The sequence below is a fragment of the Bacillus sp. AF62 genome, assembly GCF_050312695.1.
Classification (GTDB): Bacteria; Bacillota; Bacilli; order Bacillales; family Bacillaceae_G; genus Bacillus_A; species Bacillus_A cereus.
Window position 1 is genome coordinate 96,981 of sequence record NZ_JBNPJZ010000082.1, and the last position, 16,327, is coordinate 113,307.

Genomic DNA, 16,327 nt, shown 5'->3' on the forward strand with positions numbered 1-16,327 from the left:
TAAAGGAGGAACATCATGTCTATTCAAAACATTTCCTTTCTCGGTGCAGGCTCTATTGCTGAAGCTATTATTGGTGGCTTGTTACATGCAAATGTTGTTAAATGTGAACAAATTACTGTAAGTAATCGTTCTAACGAGACAAGATTACAAGAGCTACATAAAAAATACGGTGTCAAGGGTACTCATAATAAAAAAGAATTACTTACTGATGCAAATATTCTTTTTCTAGCAATGAAACCAAAGGATGTTGCAGAGGCGCTTATCCCTTTTAAAGAATACATAAATAATAACGTGCTTATTATTTCATTACTAGCAGGTGTTTCTACTCACTCAATTAGAAAACTACTTCAAAAAGACGTTCCAATTATTCGTGCAATGCCAAATACATCCGCAGCCATTTTAAAATCAGCTACCGCTATCTCCCCTTCGAAACATGCAACAGCGGAACATATTCGCACTGCAACATCTTTATTTGAAACGATTGGTCTCGTCTCTGTTGTAGAGGAAGAAGATATGCATGCTGTCACTGCATTATCCGGAAGTGGACCTGCTTATATTTATTACGTAGTGGAAGCTATGGAAGAAGCTGCAAAAAAAATTGGTTTAAAAGAAGATGTTGCAAAATCACTTATTCTTCAAACGATGATTGGTGCTGCTGAAATGCTAAAAGCAAGTGACAAACACCCTTCTATTTTGCGAAAGGAAATTACTTCTCCTGGCGGAACTACCGAAGCAGGTATTGAAGTATTACAAGAACATAAATTTCAACAAGCACTTATTTCTTGTATTACACAGGCAACGGAACGATCACATAATCTTGGAAAAACATTAGAACAACTAACAAAAGAAAAATAAAAAAAGGAGCTCAAGTTTATTTGAGCTCCTTTTTCTATAATTACACTTAGTTATTGTTCTTCCCAAAAATCTCTTCTTGCAGGCGACGACCAGTCGGCGTTGCTGCAAGTCCACCTTCCGCTGTTTCACGAAGTGCTACTGGCATCGTTTGTCCGATTCTAAACATTGCCTCAATTACTTCATCACATGGAATTGTACTCGTTACACCAGCTAATGCTAAATCTGCTGAAATCATCGCATTTGCAGCTCCTGCTGCATTACGTTTTACACAAGGTACTTCTACAAGTCCTGCAACAGGATCACACACTAAACCAAGCATGTTCTTTAATGAAATTGCCATCGCTGTAGCTGCTTGATCTTGTGTTCCACCAGCCATCTCAACTGCAGCTGCAGCCGCCATTCCACTTGCTGAACCAACTTCAGCTTGGCATCCTCCTGCAGCACCAGAAATACAAGCGTTATTCGCAACAACCATACCGAAAGCTCCTGCTGTAAATAAGAATTCAATCATTTCTTCACGTGTAGGCTGCAATTTTTCTCTTAGCGCAAATAGTACACCTGGCACTGTTCCAGCAGACCCTGCTGTTGGTGTTGCACAAATAATTCCCATCGCTGCGTTTACTTCATTTGTTGCAACAGCTTTGCTTACTGCATCCAAAATCGTATCTCCAGATAAGCCTTTTCCACTCTTCATATACGCTTGAACTTTTACAGCATCTCCACCAGTTAAACCAGTTGGTGATTTCACGCCGCGAATACCACGTTCTACTGCTTGTTCCATCACGACTAAGTTCTTTTCCATACCAGCAATTACTTCTTCACGTGAAATACTTCTTGTTTCCATTTCACATTGAATCATAATTTCTGCGATTTTTACATTTTGTTCTTTAGCTTGCGCCACTAGTTCCGCTGCGTTCCGAAACATGGTGTGTCCCCCCTGCAATTAATCCATAATAGTTACTTGACAAATATTTTGTTGCGCTTTTATTTCTTCAATCACTTCATCTGCTAATAATTCATCTGTTTCAATAACCATAAGCGCTCTTCTTCCTTTTTCTTTACGAGAAACACTCATTGTACTAATGTTAATCTCGTTTGTAGCAAGGATTGAAGCTACTGCTGCAATAGCACCAAAGCGATCGTTATTTACAATAAGTAGTGCTGGACTTGTGCCTGATAATTGAAGATCGAATCCGTTTAATTCTACAACTTCAATTTTACCGCCACCAATTGAGCAAGCAACAACTTCAATTTCTTCTTCACCTTTATACAAACGAATTTTCGCTGTATTTGGGTGAGGTGCATTGGCATCTTCTTCAATGAATTCCACTTCAATTCCGCGCTCTTTTGCTATTTCTAGCGCCTCTGGAATACGTAAGTCATCTGTTTCAAATCCTAATATTCCACCGATTAGTGCTACATCCGTACCATGCCCTCGATACGTCTTTGCAAATGATCCATATAACGAAATGCTTACTCTTTCTGGTTCATGACGAAACAGCTGGCGAGCAACTTGCCCCATTCTTGCCGCGCCTGCTGTATGTGAACTTGATGGTCCAATCATAACTGGACCGATAATATCAAATACTGAGCGATACTTCATCATAACTCCCCCTAAACCTCTATGCAAAAATTTATTCTACTATTCTATTAACCTGCTACATCTGTCGCTTTTCCAGTTGTACCACGAATTTGTTCTGCTGTATGAATTGGATAATTTTTAAATAAAAGTAATCCAATATAACCTGAAATAATACCAGTTATAATAATACATAAGAATCTTAGCATTATTTTCATTAAAAAATGATATAAGATAATCCACAATAAAGTCTGGTAGCAATCCAAAGTTTAACACAGAAGCCATTGCAAGGATAGCATAAACAAGCGATATCTTTCCTATTATAATTCTCATGTTACTCTCTCATGGTTTAGTCAACTTCACTTGTTACGATAATAACTAAAAAGCATGTGACTTATCATAAATTATAATCTGCCCTCATTATAGCTTGTTTTTTATAAAACGCTTACTTTTGTTGAATTTTAAAAGTTCTGAATAAAAGTCCATTCCTGCTATTTGTATCACTTGTATGTCATCTGACTTATATAACAGTTTTTCTAAATAATCATTATTTCGTATTTTTATCGTATATATTCAAACCATTCTAATTTTCTGTATCATCCAAGTATAAGTATAAAATAATAACAGTTTTATTTTTAAATTTTTTTAGACATAAAAAAATGGTAACCCATCGTTACCATTTTTTACAAAATTATTATTTTTCTACTGGGAATGATTTCAAATCTGTCGCTATTTCTGTATTAGAAAACAACTCTCTTGCCTCTTTCAATAATTCCTTATATGTATCTCCTTGATAGCGAGAACTAATGTGAGTTAAGATTAATCGCTTCGCATTTGCCTGAAGTGCAATGCTCGCAGCTTGCTTAGATGTGGAATGAAAATAATCATGCGCTTGTTGCTCATCTTCTGCTGCGAAAGTCGCTTCATGGACAAGTACATCTGCATCTTGCGCAAGCTCCCTACTCGCTTCGCAATATCGCGTATCACCTAAGATAGTAATAATTCTTCCTTTTTGAGGTGGGCCGATAAACTCATTTCCATTTAATATCGTGCCATCCTCTAATTCAACTACTTCTCCATCCTTTAAACGTTTAAAGATTGGACCTGGTTTCACACCCATCTCAAGCAACTTATCAACTAAAAGAGCACCTTGTATATCTTTCTCTACAATACGATATCCAAAACATTCTATACCGTGTGACAATCTTTTCGTTTCTACATAAAATTCATTATCTTCAAATACGGTACCTTCTTCTGTTATCTCCACAACTTCAAGTGGATATTTCACATGTGTCGTACTTACCGATAATGCCACTTCAATAAATTGTTTAATTCCTTTCGGTCCATACACCGTTAAAGGCGTAGTTCCTCCTTGAAATGAACGGCTACCTAATAAACCAGGCAATCCAAAAATATGATCGCCATGTAAATGCGTAATAAATATTTTTTCAATGCGGCGCGGACGTACAGATGTATGTAATATTTGATGTTGCGTGGCCTCGCCACAATCAAATAACCAAGTTTGTCCTCGTTCTTCTAACAATTGTAAAGCAATTGCTGAAACGTTCCTTCCTTTTGAAGGAACACCTGCACCAGTTCCTAAAAATACAAATTCCACTTTCTTTCCTCCAGCTCTAAATATACTCTATCTCTCATCTTACGGAATGTTATTTCAAATGGCAAATTGAATTTACATAACCAATCATCTAGACAACTATATAACACGAACATTATACTTAAAAAACTTAGCAATCGTTCGTGTTTTGTGTTAAAATGATTATATTACATTTTAAGGGAGCGTTTTATTATGAAAGAAGTATTTCGTTTACAAACTGATTTTTCATCTTCATTTGATCGCTGGGTAAGTTCTTTCGTGTCTGATCACCCAGCACAATTAGAATGGACAACTTTAAAGGAATTAATCCATGAATATACAACATCACATACAAATGATACGTTACCAGCATATATTTCTTCAGCTTTAACATATTACGCCCAACGCGTTTCAACTACAAACAGTTCAGAGATTGTTATTTTTGAAAACCCTACAATCTCGTAATCTATAATAAAAAAGCACTGGTTACAGTGCTTTTTTATTTATACTTATTTAGCAAATGATTATATTCCGTCCAAAAGTCTGTATACATACTTTGATCAAACTCATCTAAAATTATCTTTTCACTTGATTTATTGAATAATTCTTTTGCTTGTAGCGCAAAAGAAACAATTTGTTTTCTATATTCATTTTCATTTACTTCTATATGAAGCCCTTCATAGTATATAGCCTTTTGATCAGTAGAAATAACTTTGACAAAATCCTTTAAAACCACATTTTCACCTATATGGTTTACAGTCCAATGAATTGAAATTGGGCATCCTAACATGAGCATAGTGCCACATCCGTGCAAAATAAGCCCCTCTTCATTTTCAATATCACAAATATATTCTTTATCTAAAGTTCGTAACAGAGCTAAAGCTGATTCACTTATTCCCCATTCCTCATCCATACCTGTTTGTGTAATAATCGTTCCATCCACATTTAAATAAATTTCCCCGTGAGAACATAAATCTTCCTGCTCATTAAACAACCACTTTTGATTCTCAATATTTATAATAAAATTTTGTGGTACCATTACAAATTCCCCTTTTATAAAAATATTTATTTTCCACATTATTTATAATTAATATCATGTATTTCATCCCATATATCTATTATAAATCCATTTAATATTTTAAAAACACAGATAAAAAAGATATTGACACTACGATTTTACAGTGCTAACATTCAACATGTAATTGAATATGGTCTCTGTTAGGTGAGGCTCCTGTATAGAGAAACGCTGCTGCCCAAAAATGTCGAGAGACGCCAATGGGTCAACAGGAAAGGTCGGAATGAAGGCCTTTTTTAACGTAGCTGGTTTCAGTACCTATGCTATACAGTGCTAAAACTCAACGAGGGAGAGGTGCATGTATTTTGTCATACACAAAAACTGTTTTTATTTATGTCTACTAGCAGTCTTTGTTGTGGACTCTTTTAACTGCGAATTCAGACCTTTACTCGTTTTGAGTAAAGGTCTTTTTACGTCTATATGCACCTTACTATGAAACAAACATAGCATATTCAGAAACTACTAAATTGTACGGAGGTGAGGAACAGTTGGCAATTGATGATTCGGCCCAGATACCCATACGTTTTACATTCATATTTCATCATGTAGGTAGGAAAGAAACTGTTCCTCACCATTTCAAATAGTTAGGTAACAGATTGTTTCCTCCTTCATGACAGAGGAGGAACTACCGATGTTTAATTTACAAAGACAAGAAACAAAGCATGCTTATGAGCAAGATAGCATGAAAACAAATAACGAATTATTAGTGGAGATTGCAACACAAGATGTAATCTCTGCGTTAAAACTTCTAGAAACAACACAAGATGGATTATCTAAACAAGAAGTGGCTCGTAGACTTTCTTTATACGGTCCGAACGAAATAGCTCATAATAAAATGGCGCCGTGGTACATTCAATTTCTGCTGGCATTTAAAAATCCATTTATTTTCGTTTTATTAGCTCTTGGAGCACTCTCCTTTTTCACAGATGACATACAAGGAACAATTGTCGTATCTGCAATGGTACTACTTAGTGCAACGATTCGGTTTTCCCAAGAATTTCGTTCTCAAAAAGCTGCCGATAAGTTAAAGGCTATGGTTCGAACAACTGCGAGCGTATTTAGAATAAATGGATTTGTACATGAAACAAAAAATGTAACGAATTTAAATCGAAATTACACAACAGAAATTTCAATTGAGGAACTTGTACCTGGCGATATTATTTCCCTTTCAGCTGGTGATATCGTTCCAGCTGATGTGCGTGTTGTATCCGCTAAAGATTTATTTGTTAATCAATCTTCTTTGACAGGGGAAGCACTTCCTGTAGAAAAATACGAACACTGCTACCATACAGAAAATAAGCATATCTTACCGAAAAACATGAAAAAAAATTACAATCCACTCGATATGGAAAACCTTTGCTTCATGGGAACAAATATTGTAAGTGGTAGCGCAAAAGCTGTTGTCATCTCAACAAGTACCGATACGTATTTCGGCTCTTTAGCAAATAAGGTAATCGGAAAGCGTGTAGAAACAAGCTTTGATAAAGGTGTAAACAAAGTAAGCTGGCTCTTAATTACATTCATGCTTATTATGGCGCCTATCGTCCTTCTCATTAACGGATTCACAAAGGGAGATTGGCAAGAAGCTTTCTTCTTCGCTATTGCCGTTGCTGTTGGCCTTACACCTGAAATGTTACCAATGATTGTATCTGCTAATTTAGCTAAAGGTGCCGTTAACATGTCTAAACAAAAAGTAATTGTAAAACAGCTAAATTCTATTCAAAACTTAGGTGCTATGAACATTCTTTGTACAGATAAAACCGGAACTTTAACAGAAGATAAAGTTGTCCTTGTTCGTCACTTAGATTCTAATGGAAATAAATGCAATCGTGTCTTGCAATTTGCCTATTTAAATAGTTTCTATCAAACTGGATTGAAAAACTTAATAGATAAAGCTGTTATTAAGCATACAGAGGAAAACAATACATTTGACCCATCAGCTTTTCAAAAGCTAGATGAAATTCCATTCGATTTCGCCCGCCGGCGTATGTCAGTCATCGTAAAAGATATTTCAGGTGAACATACAATGGTTTGTAAAGGTGCCGTAGAAGAAATTTTATCAATTTGCAACTACACTGAAGTGGATAAAAAAATCGTTACACTCACTGAGGAAATACGCTCAAATGTCAAAAAACTAAGCGAGACATTGAATAGTGAAGGTATGCGGGTTATTGCTGTGGCTTATAAAAAAGATAGAAACATAAATGATAAAGAGTACGCAGTAAAAGACGAAACTGATATGATTCTCGCTGGATATATCGGCTTTTTAGATCCCCCGAAACCATCTGCAGCAGCTGCAATTCAAGCATTACAAAAGCATGGTGTACAAGTGAAAATTTTAACTGGCGATAACGAAATTGTTACACGAAAAGTTTGTAAAGAAGTTGGATTAGATATCGGCGAACCAATCCTCGGTTACGAGATTGATTCTTTACCAGATAAAGCATTAGCAAAACTTGCTGAAGAAACGACTGTATTTGCGAAGCTTAATCCAATGCAAAAATCTCGCATTATACACGCATTACAAGGAAACGGACACACTGTAGGTTACATGGGAGACGGCATTAACGATGCTGTAGCATTACGTGAAGCTGATGTCGGAATATCTGTTGATACTGCTACTGATATTGCGAAAGAAGCTTCTGATATTATTCTACTCGAAAAAAGTTTAACTATATTAGAAGCCGGGATTGTAGAAGGACGTACTACATTCGGAAATATTTTAAAATATATTAAGATGACAGCTAGCTCTAACTTCGGTAATGTGTTTAGCGTGTTAGTAGCAAGTGCTTTCATTCCTTTTTTACCGATGCTTGCCATTCATCTTTTAATTCAAAACTTACTTTATGATATTTCACAACTTTCTATTCCATGGGACAAAATGGATAAAGAGTTTCTAGAAAAACCCCGAAAATGGGATACTGCAAACTTACGAAACTTCATTATTTGTATCGGCCCAATTAGTTCCATATTTGATATTATCACATACGTAGTCATGTGGAATGTATTTGGCGCAAATACACCGAGCGAGCAATCATTATTCCAGTCCGGTTGGTTTGTGGTTGGATTGTTAACACAAACTTTAATTGTTCACATGATACGAACACAGAAGATTCCATTTATTCAAAGCGTTGCATCAACACCCGTCGTTTTATTAACCGCTCTTATTATGGCAATCGGGATTTATATTCCATTCTCACCACTTGGTGCAGCCGTTGGTTTACAAGCATTGCCACTTAGCTACTTCCCTTGGTTAGTAGGAATACTATTAGGCTACGCTTTTTTAACACAATTCCTGAAAAAGCTTTATATTAAAAAGTTTCATAGCTGGTTGTAAAAATAAGAATGAGTGGGTATTCCCCGCTCATTCTAAAAGACATAACACATATTTATATATGGAGGTGACCATGATGGTATGGTACGACATTATATTCAGATTAGTTATAGCAATTATTGTAGGAGCTTGCATTGGAATGGAAAGACAATGGAGACATCGAATGGCTGGGTTACGAACAAATGCTCTCGTATCACTTGGTGCCTGTATATTTGTTTTATTATCCGTCATGCTTGATCATGATGCTAGCCCCTCCCGCATTGCTGCTCAAGTCGTTAGTGGCATTGGCTTTTTAGGGGGTGGCGTTATTATCCGCGATGGTTTTAGTATTAGAGGGCTAAATACGGCAGCTACTTTATGGTGTGCAGCTGCTGTCGGTACTCTTACAGGCGCCGGTTTCCTCGTTGCAGCTATATTAGGTGCAGCCGGCGTGTTACTAGCAAATATACTTCTTCGCCCAATTGCTCTTTTTATGAATAAAAAATCAAAAGAAGAATCACCTGAACAAACGAACTACTTACTTTCCCTTACTTGTTCAGAGGAAAATGAAGCACATATTCGTTTTTTACTTATGCATATGGTAAGTACAGAAGGGCTCGGTTTAAAAGAGTTGTATAGTGAAGATGTAGATTCTAATCAAAAAGTTTGTATACAGGCTACATTACATTGCAAGACAAATGCAGCTATCTTAATTGAAAAAATAGTAAGTAGAATGCTATTAGAATCTGGCGTTACTGGAGCTGAATGGAAGACTTCTTTAGATTTAGAAGCGAGTTAAATAGGAAAGGTGTCATGATTTTTACTCCTTCATGACACCTTCTACATAAATTTATTTTCTAACTTTTGTTGAAACGACTTCTCTTGCTTACGTAGTAGTTGACTACCTCGTTGTAAAAGCGGTGTTCCATACTTATCATTAATTTGATCAATGACAGCAAGTAGCGGTTCTTTTTTTGCATCCTCTTCAAATGAAAACAAATCTAATTGTTTCACCGATTCTGTCTTCCACTCTATTTCAGTAGCTGTAACACCTAGTAAACGAACGGAATCACCATCCCAATGTTGCTTCCATAAACGGGATGCTGCTTGAAAAATATCGCGTTCTTCCCAAATCGCATTTTTCAATTGCTTACTCCGTGTTACTGTTCGCCTATCATGGTATTTAATCATAATTTGAATATTATAGCTGACAAGGGTTCGCTTTTGTAACCTTTTACTCACTGACTTTGATAAACGTTCTAACATATCAAGTAATTCTTTCTCTTCATCCATATCCTTTGAAAAAGTCATCGAGTTACCGACACTTTTATGCTGTCCCATTTGACTCGGATCCACTTCCCTATCATCCATACCTTTTGCACGCCTTTGCAAATCAACACCGTGCTTGCCAATTTTAGCGCGAATGATATGCTCGTCTCCCTTTGCCAACTGTTCAATTGTCTGTATATGAATATCATTTAATTTTTCAGCTGTTTTCTCACCAATTCCATGCATTGCTCCAACTGGACGTGGCCAAATCAGTTCTGGAATATCGCGTTTTCGAAGCACGGTAATACCAAGTGGTTTTTTCATATCTGAAGCGGTCTTTGCTAGGAAAAGATTTGGAGCGATTCCAATACTACACGGAAGCTGCAACTCTGTTAATAGTGCTTGTTGAATCATCTTTGCTATTTCAAGAGGAGAACCAAGTGCGTAGCAATCTGTAATATCTAAATATCCTTCATCTATTGAGACTGGTTGTATCTTTTCTGTAAAACGAGAAAGGACTTGAAACATTTGAAATGAAGCTTCGCGATATAATGTGAAATTAGGACGCCTTACAACTAATTGCGGGCATAACCTTTTCGCTTCCCAAAGGGGCATCGTCGTACGTATTCCGTATTCTCTCGCCTCATAACTACATGTTATAATAATTCCTTTTCTCTCTTTTTCATTTCCAGCAACCGCTAATGGCTTTCCTTGTAATGATGGATCATGAGCAATTTCAACAGATGCGAAAAAGCAATTCATATCTACATGTAAAATTACACGACCATTTTTCGGATACATTTCTCGCATAGTACTCACTCCCTAATCAGAACGTTCGTTCTTTTATTATATCAAATTTTGCACAATAGTTATAATAATTACTTGTTCTTTTTTATAATCCATATAAAGAGGATACACATATGAAAGAGGCTGATTATGGTGAAATTAACTATATGTTCCTTGTAGTTATATTAATTATTTACTCCTTCCAATTTTCAACATGAATACGTTTGGATTTTTCTCTCGTCTAATATTATATACTGCTATGATTTTTCTTGTATTGGCTTATACGCCTTGTAAAAACAATCGAATCAAAATAAAAAGCGTGTAAATCACAATTGATTTACACGCTTTTTCTATTCTATTACTTCGCTACTTCTTCAATAATTGCAACAACTAATTCTGCTGTTTTTGCTAACTCTTCAACAGGAATCTTCTCGTTTGTTGTATGAATTTCTTCATAACCAACTGCCAAGTTAACTGTTGGGATACCGTGTCCTGCAATTACGTTTGCATCACTTCCGCCACCACTTTGGTGAAGAGAAGGTGTACGACCAATTTTTTCAGCTGCACATTTTGCAACTTCTACAACGTGATCGCCATCAGCAAATTTAAATCCTGGGTACATAACGTTTACTTCAACGTCTGCATGACCACCCATTTCTTTTGCAGTTGTTTCAAATGCTTCTTTCATTTTCGCAACTTGTGCTTCCATTTTCTCATTGATTAAAGAACGAGCTTCTGCGAAGATTTGTACATGATCGCAAACGATATTCGTTTGTGTACCACCTTCAAAACGTCCAATGTTTGCAGTCGTTTCAGAGTCAATGCGACCAAGTGGCATCTTCGCAATTGCTTTCGCTGCGATAGTAATTGCAGATACACCTTTCTCCGGTGCTACACCAGCGTGAGCTGTTTTCCCGCGAATAATTGCGTTCACTTTCGCTTGTGTTGGAGCTGCAACAACGATTTCACCAACTTTTCCATCACTATCTAATGCGTAGCCATACTTCGCTGTAATACGCTCACGATCTAAAGCTTTTGCACCAACAAGACCTGATTCTTCTCCGACTGTAATAATAAATTCAATTTTACCGTGAGGGATATTTTTCTCTTTTAAAACACGGATAGCTTCGAACATTGATGCTAATCCAGCTTTATCATCCGCACCTAAAATTGTTGTACCATCTGATACGATATATCCATCTTTAATAGAAGGCTTAATTCCATTACCAGGAACTACTGTATCCATATGAGAAGTAAAGTAAATTGTATCAACACCATCTTTTGTTGCTGGTAAAGTACAAATTAAGTTACCTGCACCATGACCCGTTACAGCCATTGTGTCATCTTCAAATACTTCTACACCTAAATCTGTAAATTTCTTCGTTAATACTTTGCAGATTTCTGCTTCAAATTTCGTTTCAGAATCTACTTGTACTAATTCCATAAATTCATTTACTAAACGTTCTTGATTAATCATAAGACTGCGCCTCCTGCACTACCATTATGTATGTAACACTATTAATTATAACAGAATTTCGCAAAAGTTTCGAAATACAAGACAAAAAACAGATGGTTTACATGTCTAGATAACCATCTGCTTTCTATTACTCATTTAACAATACCCAGCGCATATGATCCTCCCACACGCCATTTACCATTAACATCTTCCTAGACACGCCTTCATATTGAAAACCTATCTTCGTCACTACTTGTATAGATGCTAAATTACGAGGCATAATCGGAGCTTCTACACGATGTAACTGAAATTCCCCAAAAGCAACTTGAATTGCTTTTCTAAGCGCTTCTGTCGTATACCCTTTGTTTAACTCTGCTTTATCTAATTTATAACTGAGTACACAAGATTGATAAATGCCACGAACGATTAAATTAAATGAAATACACCCAATTATTTTCGTATCATCACCCTTTTTAAAAATCCATAGTCTGATGATTTTCCCTTCTTCGAACTCTTTTCTATCCTTTTGCAACTTTTTCTTTTGATAATCTAGCGTAAAAAAATCATCCGGTCTATACTCTTCCCAAGCTTTTAAAAATTCACGATTTCTGTCGTAATATTGAAGAACTGTTTCAGCATACGACTCATCAATTTCCCTTAAGTATAAACGATCTGTTTCGTATATTTTCATCATCGTATCTCCATTCTTCAGCTTGCCCAACTAAAAATTAACAATATACCCTTTTACTATATTCTCTACACACACTCAAATTTCCTGTTATATTTTGCAACCCCTTCCCGAATTTTGTCCTTACTCTCCCCTTGTCCATAATTTCATTTCTCGTTACAATGAAATTGTACTGATTTGCAAGGAGGTATAACGATGCATAAAAAAGCTCAAAAAATTATGGTTTATGTGATGCTAATTTCTATGCTTGTAACAACATTACTTGCTGGCGCGAGTATGTTTTGGTAAAAAGGGCGATGTGTTCGTCCTTTTTTTACTTTTTACACATGACAAAATAAACCATCTCGACATCGAGATGGTTTATTTTATATAAAACACAATCGCTACAATACTAAAGGAAAATGACATTACAAGTGCTATTACAAAACTTGTATATTGTTTCTGCTGAAATGCCCCAATAACAAAAGTGAGATTAAGTAATGCCATACATACAATCGCTACAAGATAAGAACATATATTAAAAGTTGCCAATATGAATGTAATAACAAATAGAAATCCCATAAAAAACTGCATATACGAAAGTTTTGGATTTAAGTACATATGAGCAACCCCTTTATCTAATTTTATCTTTCTATACTTTCATTAACGCATGGTTATGTACACATGTCAAGACAACTTATTACAATAGAAAAAGCCAACCTTTTCGTTGGCTTCTTCATATGCAACGGCTCCTTTTTCTTTTGCCAATTGCTGAAATGATTTTTTCGATTTCACAATCCATACTTTCGTTCCAATTGGAATACGATCAAACAAATATTCCACATCATTTTTCTTCATTCTTATACATCCTTGTGAAATATACTTTCCAATTGAACTCGGTTGGTTTGTTCCATGTATTCCATATTTACTTCCATCAGTTCCCCTTGCATTAAATCCAATCCACCTTGATCCAAGTGGATTTTTTGGCGATCCACCTGGAATATCCTTCGCAATGTAATACGGATCCTTCGCTTTCATTACAACATCAAAAGTTCCTTCTGGAGTTAATTCATTCGTTTTCCCTGTCGCTACTGGAAAAACCTTTTGAATCTTTCCATCGTCAATGTAAGCTAATTTATTCGTTGCTTTATTTACAATAATAAAAGGATCTCCGGCACGTGGATTATCCCCAAGAGGCCAAATCGGTGATAAAGAAAGACATAATATGATAGAGAGAAGATACGGCATAGATAATTCCTACCTTCTATATAAGTTCTTTTATATTATCCTTTCCCTTAAAGCGACTTTTAATGAGTAAATATTGTTCCATTTCATACACAAGTTGAACAAGTTTCGCACGTATCTCAAATTCTTCGCGTGTAGCTGGCAATGGCATGTCTCTAAATAATTCCCTCATTTCTTGAAGCTGCCTTAAGGAAATAACGCCTGTACTCTCAGGGCTAATAGCATTACCAATGTTTTCAACAACATCTGCAATCATGTCAGCTTGTTCATACGTCCACGATAAAGAAGCTGCTAATGGTATCATTCGCTCTAAAATTTCGAATTGTTGCATACGCATATTAAAATAACGATAGTAATAATCATCTTCTCGCATAAATGCATTCTCAAGTTTTTTAAACGATAAATCTCTTGCTTCATTTAACATATTCTCGGTTTCAATGAGTTCTGCTCCACTCCAACTACTTTCTCGATTTCGTAAATACACAACCATTTCAAACAAAATCGTTTTAAAATTACTCTCTATTTTATCCTGATACTCTTTTAGCTTATTTTCACTACTCGGCATATACATATTTACTAATAACGCCACGCTAATTCCTATTGTTAATATAGTAATTTCATTTCCAACTATAAGCCATGTAATTTGCTTCAATGAATATAGATGCATAACAATAACTGAACTCGTGACAATACCTTCTTGAATTTTAAGCATTACTGCAGTCGGAATAAATGTAAGTAACAATATGCTAATTGCAAGTGGTGTATAGCCGATCGTTTCAAAAATACAAAACGCGAATACCATTGATAATACACACGCTAGAAAACGATGTAACGACACTTGAAGCGATTTGCGCTTCGTATTTTGTACACATAAAATAACTAAAATACCTGCTGAACTATAAAATTCTAATCCTAATAACTGAGCAATAAAAACTGCCGCGCCTGTCCCTATTGCTGTTTTTACTGTACGGTATCCAATTTTGAACATATCATTGCTCCTATATGTATAAACGTATTTACAGCTAGTATAAAAAAAGGATGACACAATGTCATCCTTTTCTACTTATTATTCACATAACCTTTTCATATTACAATATTTTTTGTAAAAATTGTTGCGCACGTTCACTTTTCGGCGCTGCAAAAAATTCTTCTGGCGCACTATCTTCTACAAGCTTTCCTCCGTCCAAGAAAAGAACACGATCTGCCACTTCTTTTGCAAAGCCCATTTCATGTGTAACGATAGCCATCGTCATTCCTGTCGTAACTAACGATTTCATAACTTCTAACACTTCTTTCACCATCTCTGGATCTAGCGCCGATGTCGGTTCATCAAATAACATAACTTCCGGTTCCATCGCTAACGCTCTTGCAATTGCTACACGTTGCTTTTGTCCTCCCGACAAACGATTCGGATACGTATTTTTTTTATCTACTAATCCAACCTTTTCTAAAAGTTTCTCAGCTTTCTTTTCAGCTTCTTGCTTCGTTACCCCTTTTACATTGATAGGAGCATACGTAATATTTTCTAATACAGTCATATGAGGAAATAAGTGAAAATGCTGAAATACCATACCGACATTTTCACGAACATGCATAACATTCGTTTTCGGATTCGTTACTTCTTCCGTTCCAATCCAAATGTGACCATCCGTTGGTGCTTCTAACATATTCATACAACGTAAAAATGTTGATTTTCCTGATCCAGAAGGTCCTATAATTGCAACTACTTCCCCTTTTTCAATCGTTGTTGTAATTCCTTTTAATACTTCGTTTTTACCAAATGATTTATGAAGGTTTTCAATTTTAATCACTTTTCTTCATTCTCCCTTCAATTGCCTTCCCGACTAATGTAAGAATAATGACTAACATATAATAAATCAGTCCAACAAAAAGTAATGGTTCAAGATATTTAAATGTCTCACCGCCTACGATGTAAGCACGACGCATTAAATCAGTCGCGCCTATTACTGTTACTACAGCTGATTCTTTCGTAAGTGTCGCAAATTCGTTCACAAGCGCTGGTAATATATTTTTTAATGCTTGAGGGAAAATAATATTTCTCATCATTTTTCCGTATGGTATCCCTAAAGCCATTGCTGCTTCTGTTTGTCCTTTATCAACTGCTTGAATACCAGCACGAATTACTTCTGACATGTATGCACCTGAATTCAAGCTAAATGCAAGTACAGCTGCTAAGAATGCTGGTATTTCATAACCAATTATTTGCGGGACACCGAAATAAATAATCATTAATTGCAATACAAGTGGTGTACCACGAAAAATTGATGTATAAAAATCTGCTGCTATATTTAATGCTCGTATTCTAGCAATTTTACAAAGTGCTAATAACGTTCCTAAAATAAATCCTGCTAAAGCTGATACCGCTACAATTTTCAAAGTAACTTCTAAACCTTTTAGTATATATGGTATTGAAGGCGTAATCGCCGAAAAATCTAAGTTCATTCTTTTCATTCCCCTCACAGAAAAG

The 16,327-nt window shown here is 35.9% G+C and carries 18 protein-coding genes and 1 riboswitch; of the genes, 5 read left to right on the top strand and 13 right to left on the bottom strand.

All coding sequences use genetic code 11. From position 1 onward, the window contains the following. Positions 1-15 precede the first annotated feature (15 nt). On the top strand, positions 16-855 hold the full coding sequence (proI, locus tag ACQRBL_RS20580; protein ID WP_000027242.1) for a pyrroline-5-carboxylate reductase ProI: 840 nt from the start codon (positions 16-18) through the stop codon (positions 853-855). Between the two features lie 46 nt (positions 856-901). Here the strand turns inward: proI and sdaAA are convergent, their stop codons facing one another. The 4 genes from sdaAA to rnz form a co-directional block, all read right to left on the bottom strand. Continuing rightward, entirely contained in the window at positions 902-1,780 is an 879-nt protein-coding gene (gene sdaAA, locus ACQRBL_RS20585; RefSeq protein ID WP_000489461.1) for an L-serine ammonia-lyase, iron-sulfur-dependent, subunit alpha, read from the bottom strand. A gap of 18 nt (positions 1,781-1,798) precedes the next feature. Continuing rightward, complete coding sequence (gene sdaAB / locus ACQRBL_RS20590; protein ID WP_000877449.1) at positions 1,799-2,458, bottom strand: L-serine ammonia-lyase, iron-sulfur-dependent subunit beta; 660 nt, start codon at positions 2,456-2,458, stop codon at positions 1,799-1,801. A gap of 47 nt (positions 2,459-2,505) precedes the next feature. Then, the gene (locus tag ACQRBL_RS20595; RefSeq protein WP_000943432.1) at positions 2,506-2,643 is read right to left on the bottom strand and encodes a hypothetical protein; all 138 of its coding nucleotides are present in this window, start codon (positions 2,641-2,643) and stop codon (positions 2,506-2,508) included. A 485-nt stretch (positions 2,644-3,128) separates the two neighbouring features. After that, positions 3,129-4,052, bottom strand: coding sequence for a ribonuclease Z (rnz, locus tag ACQRBL_RS20600; RefSeq protein WP_000397454.1), 924 nt, complete (start codon positions 4,050-4,052; stop codon positions 3,129-3,131). A gap of 189 nt (positions 4,053-4,241) precedes the next feature. Here rnz and ACQRBL_RS20605 point away from each other — a divergent pair, with 189 nt between their 5' ends. Next, complete coding sequence (locus ACQRBL_RS20605; RefSeq protein WP_000665709.1) at positions 4,242-4,493, top strand: DUF3932 family protein; 252 nt, start codon at positions 4,242-4,244, stop codon at positions 4,491-4,493. A 34-nt stretch (positions 4,494-4,527) separates the two neighbouring features. Here ACQRBL_RS20605 and ACQRBL_RS20610 read toward each other — a convergent pair whose 3' ends face one another. Next, the gene (locus ACQRBL_RS20610) at positions 4,528-5,067 is read right to left on the bottom strand and encodes a hypothetical protein (protein ID WP_023522981.1); all 540 of its coding nucleotides are present in this window, start codon (positions 5,065-5,067) and stop codon (positions 4,528-4,530) included. A gap of 168 nt (positions 5,068-5,235) precedes the next feature. Further along, positions 5,236-5,403: riboswitch (M-box (ykoK) riboswitch) on the top strand. Positions 5,404-5,734: 331 nt separating this feature from the next. On the opposite strand from ACQRBL_RS20610, the gene mgtA reads away from it, so the two are divergent. Next, positions 5,735-8,440, top strand: a complete 2,706-nt coding sequence (mgtA, locus tag ACQRBL_RS20615; RefSeq protein ID WP_411995614.1) for a magnesium-translocating P-type ATPase — start codon at positions 5,735-5,737, stop codon at positions 8,438-8,440. A 73-nt stretch (positions 8,441-8,513) separates the two neighbouring features. Continuing rightward, positions 8,514-9,215: an MgtC/SapB family protein gene (locus ACQRBL_RS20620; protein WP_411995615.1), complete on the top strand. Its 702-nt coding sequence runs from the start codon at positions 8,514-8,516 to the stop codon at positions 9,213-9,215. Positions 9,216-9,256: 41 nt separating this feature from the next. Here ACQRBL_RS20620 and ACQRBL_RS20625 read toward each other — a convergent pair whose 3' ends face one another. The 3 genes from ACQRBL_RS20625 to ACQRBL_RS20635 all read right to left on the bottom strand — a co-directional run bounded on the left by ACQRBL_RS20625 (position 9,257) and on the right by ACQRBL_RS20635 (position 12,621). Next, entirely contained in the window at positions 9,257-10,495 is a 1,239-nt protein-coding gene (locus tag ACQRBL_RS20625; protein ID WP_001208854.1) for a DNA polymerase IV, read from the bottom strand. A gap of 334 nt (positions 10,496-10,829) precedes the next feature. Next, positions 10,830-11,948: a tripeptidase T gene (locus ACQRBL_RS20630; protein WP_411995616.1), complete on the bottom strand. Its 1,119-nt coding sequence runs from the start codon at positions 11,946-11,948 to the stop codon at positions 10,830-10,832. 127 nt (positions 11,949-12,075) lie between these two features. After that, entirely contained in the window at positions 12,076-12,621 is a 546-nt protein-coding gene (locus ACQRBL_RS20635; RefSeq protein WP_411995617.1) for a GNAT family N-acetyltransferase, read from the bottom strand. Between the two features lie 189 nt (positions 12,622-12,810). Here ACQRBL_RS20635 and prli42 point away from each other — a divergent pair, with 189 nt between their 5' ends. Beyond that, complete coding sequence (gene prli42 / locus ACQRBL_RS20640) at positions 12,811-12,903, top strand: stressosome-associated protein Prli42 (RefSeq protein ID WP_000549037.1); 93 nt, start codon at positions 12,811-12,813, stop codon at positions 12,901-12,903. Positions 12,904-12,975: 72 nt separating this feature from the next. Here prli42 and ACQRBL_RS20645 read toward each other — a convergent pair whose 3' ends face one another. The 5 genes from ACQRBL_RS20645 to ACQRBL_RS20665 all read right to left on the bottom strand — a co-directional run bounded on the left by ACQRBL_RS20645 (position 12,976) and on the right by ACQRBL_RS20665 (position 16,302). Next, a complete protein-coding gene (locus tag ACQRBL_RS20645; RefSeq protein WP_000281167.1) occupies positions 12,976-13,215 on the bottom strand; it encodes a DUF3894 domain-containing protein in 240 nt (79 codons plus the stop codon). Positions 13,216-13,281: 66 nt separating this feature from the next. Next, positions 13,282-13,842 carry a L,D-transpeptidase gene (locus ACQRBL_RS20650; protein ID WP_001146564.1) on the bottom strand — a complete coding sequence of 187 codons (561 nt, stop codon included), beginning with the start codon at positions 13,840-13,842 and terminating at the stop codon, positions 13,282-13,284. Positions 13,843-13,858: 16 nt separating this feature from the next. Then, positions 13,859-14,827: an aromatic acid exporter family protein gene (locus tag ACQRBL_RS20655; protein ID WP_023522985.1), complete on the bottom strand. Its 969-nt coding sequence runs from the start codon at positions 14,825-14,827 to the stop codon at positions 13,859-13,861. A 100-nt stretch (positions 14,828-14,927) separates the two neighbouring features. Beyond that, positions 14,928-15,650 (bottom strand): amino acid ABC transporter ATP-binding protein, encoded by a 723-nt coding sequence (locus ACQRBL_RS20660; protein WP_000590203.1) that lies wholly within the window; start codon positions 15,648-15,650, stop codon positions 14,928-14,930. Beyond that, a complete protein-coding gene (locus ACQRBL_RS20665; RefSeq protein WP_001046915.1) occupies positions 15,643-16,302 on the bottom strand; it encodes an amino acid ABC transporter permease in 660 nt (219 codons plus the stop codon). Before ACQRBL_RS20665 ends, ACQRBL_RS20660 begins: the two co-directional genes overlap by 8 nt. Positions 16,303-16,327 lie beyond the last annotated feature (25 nt).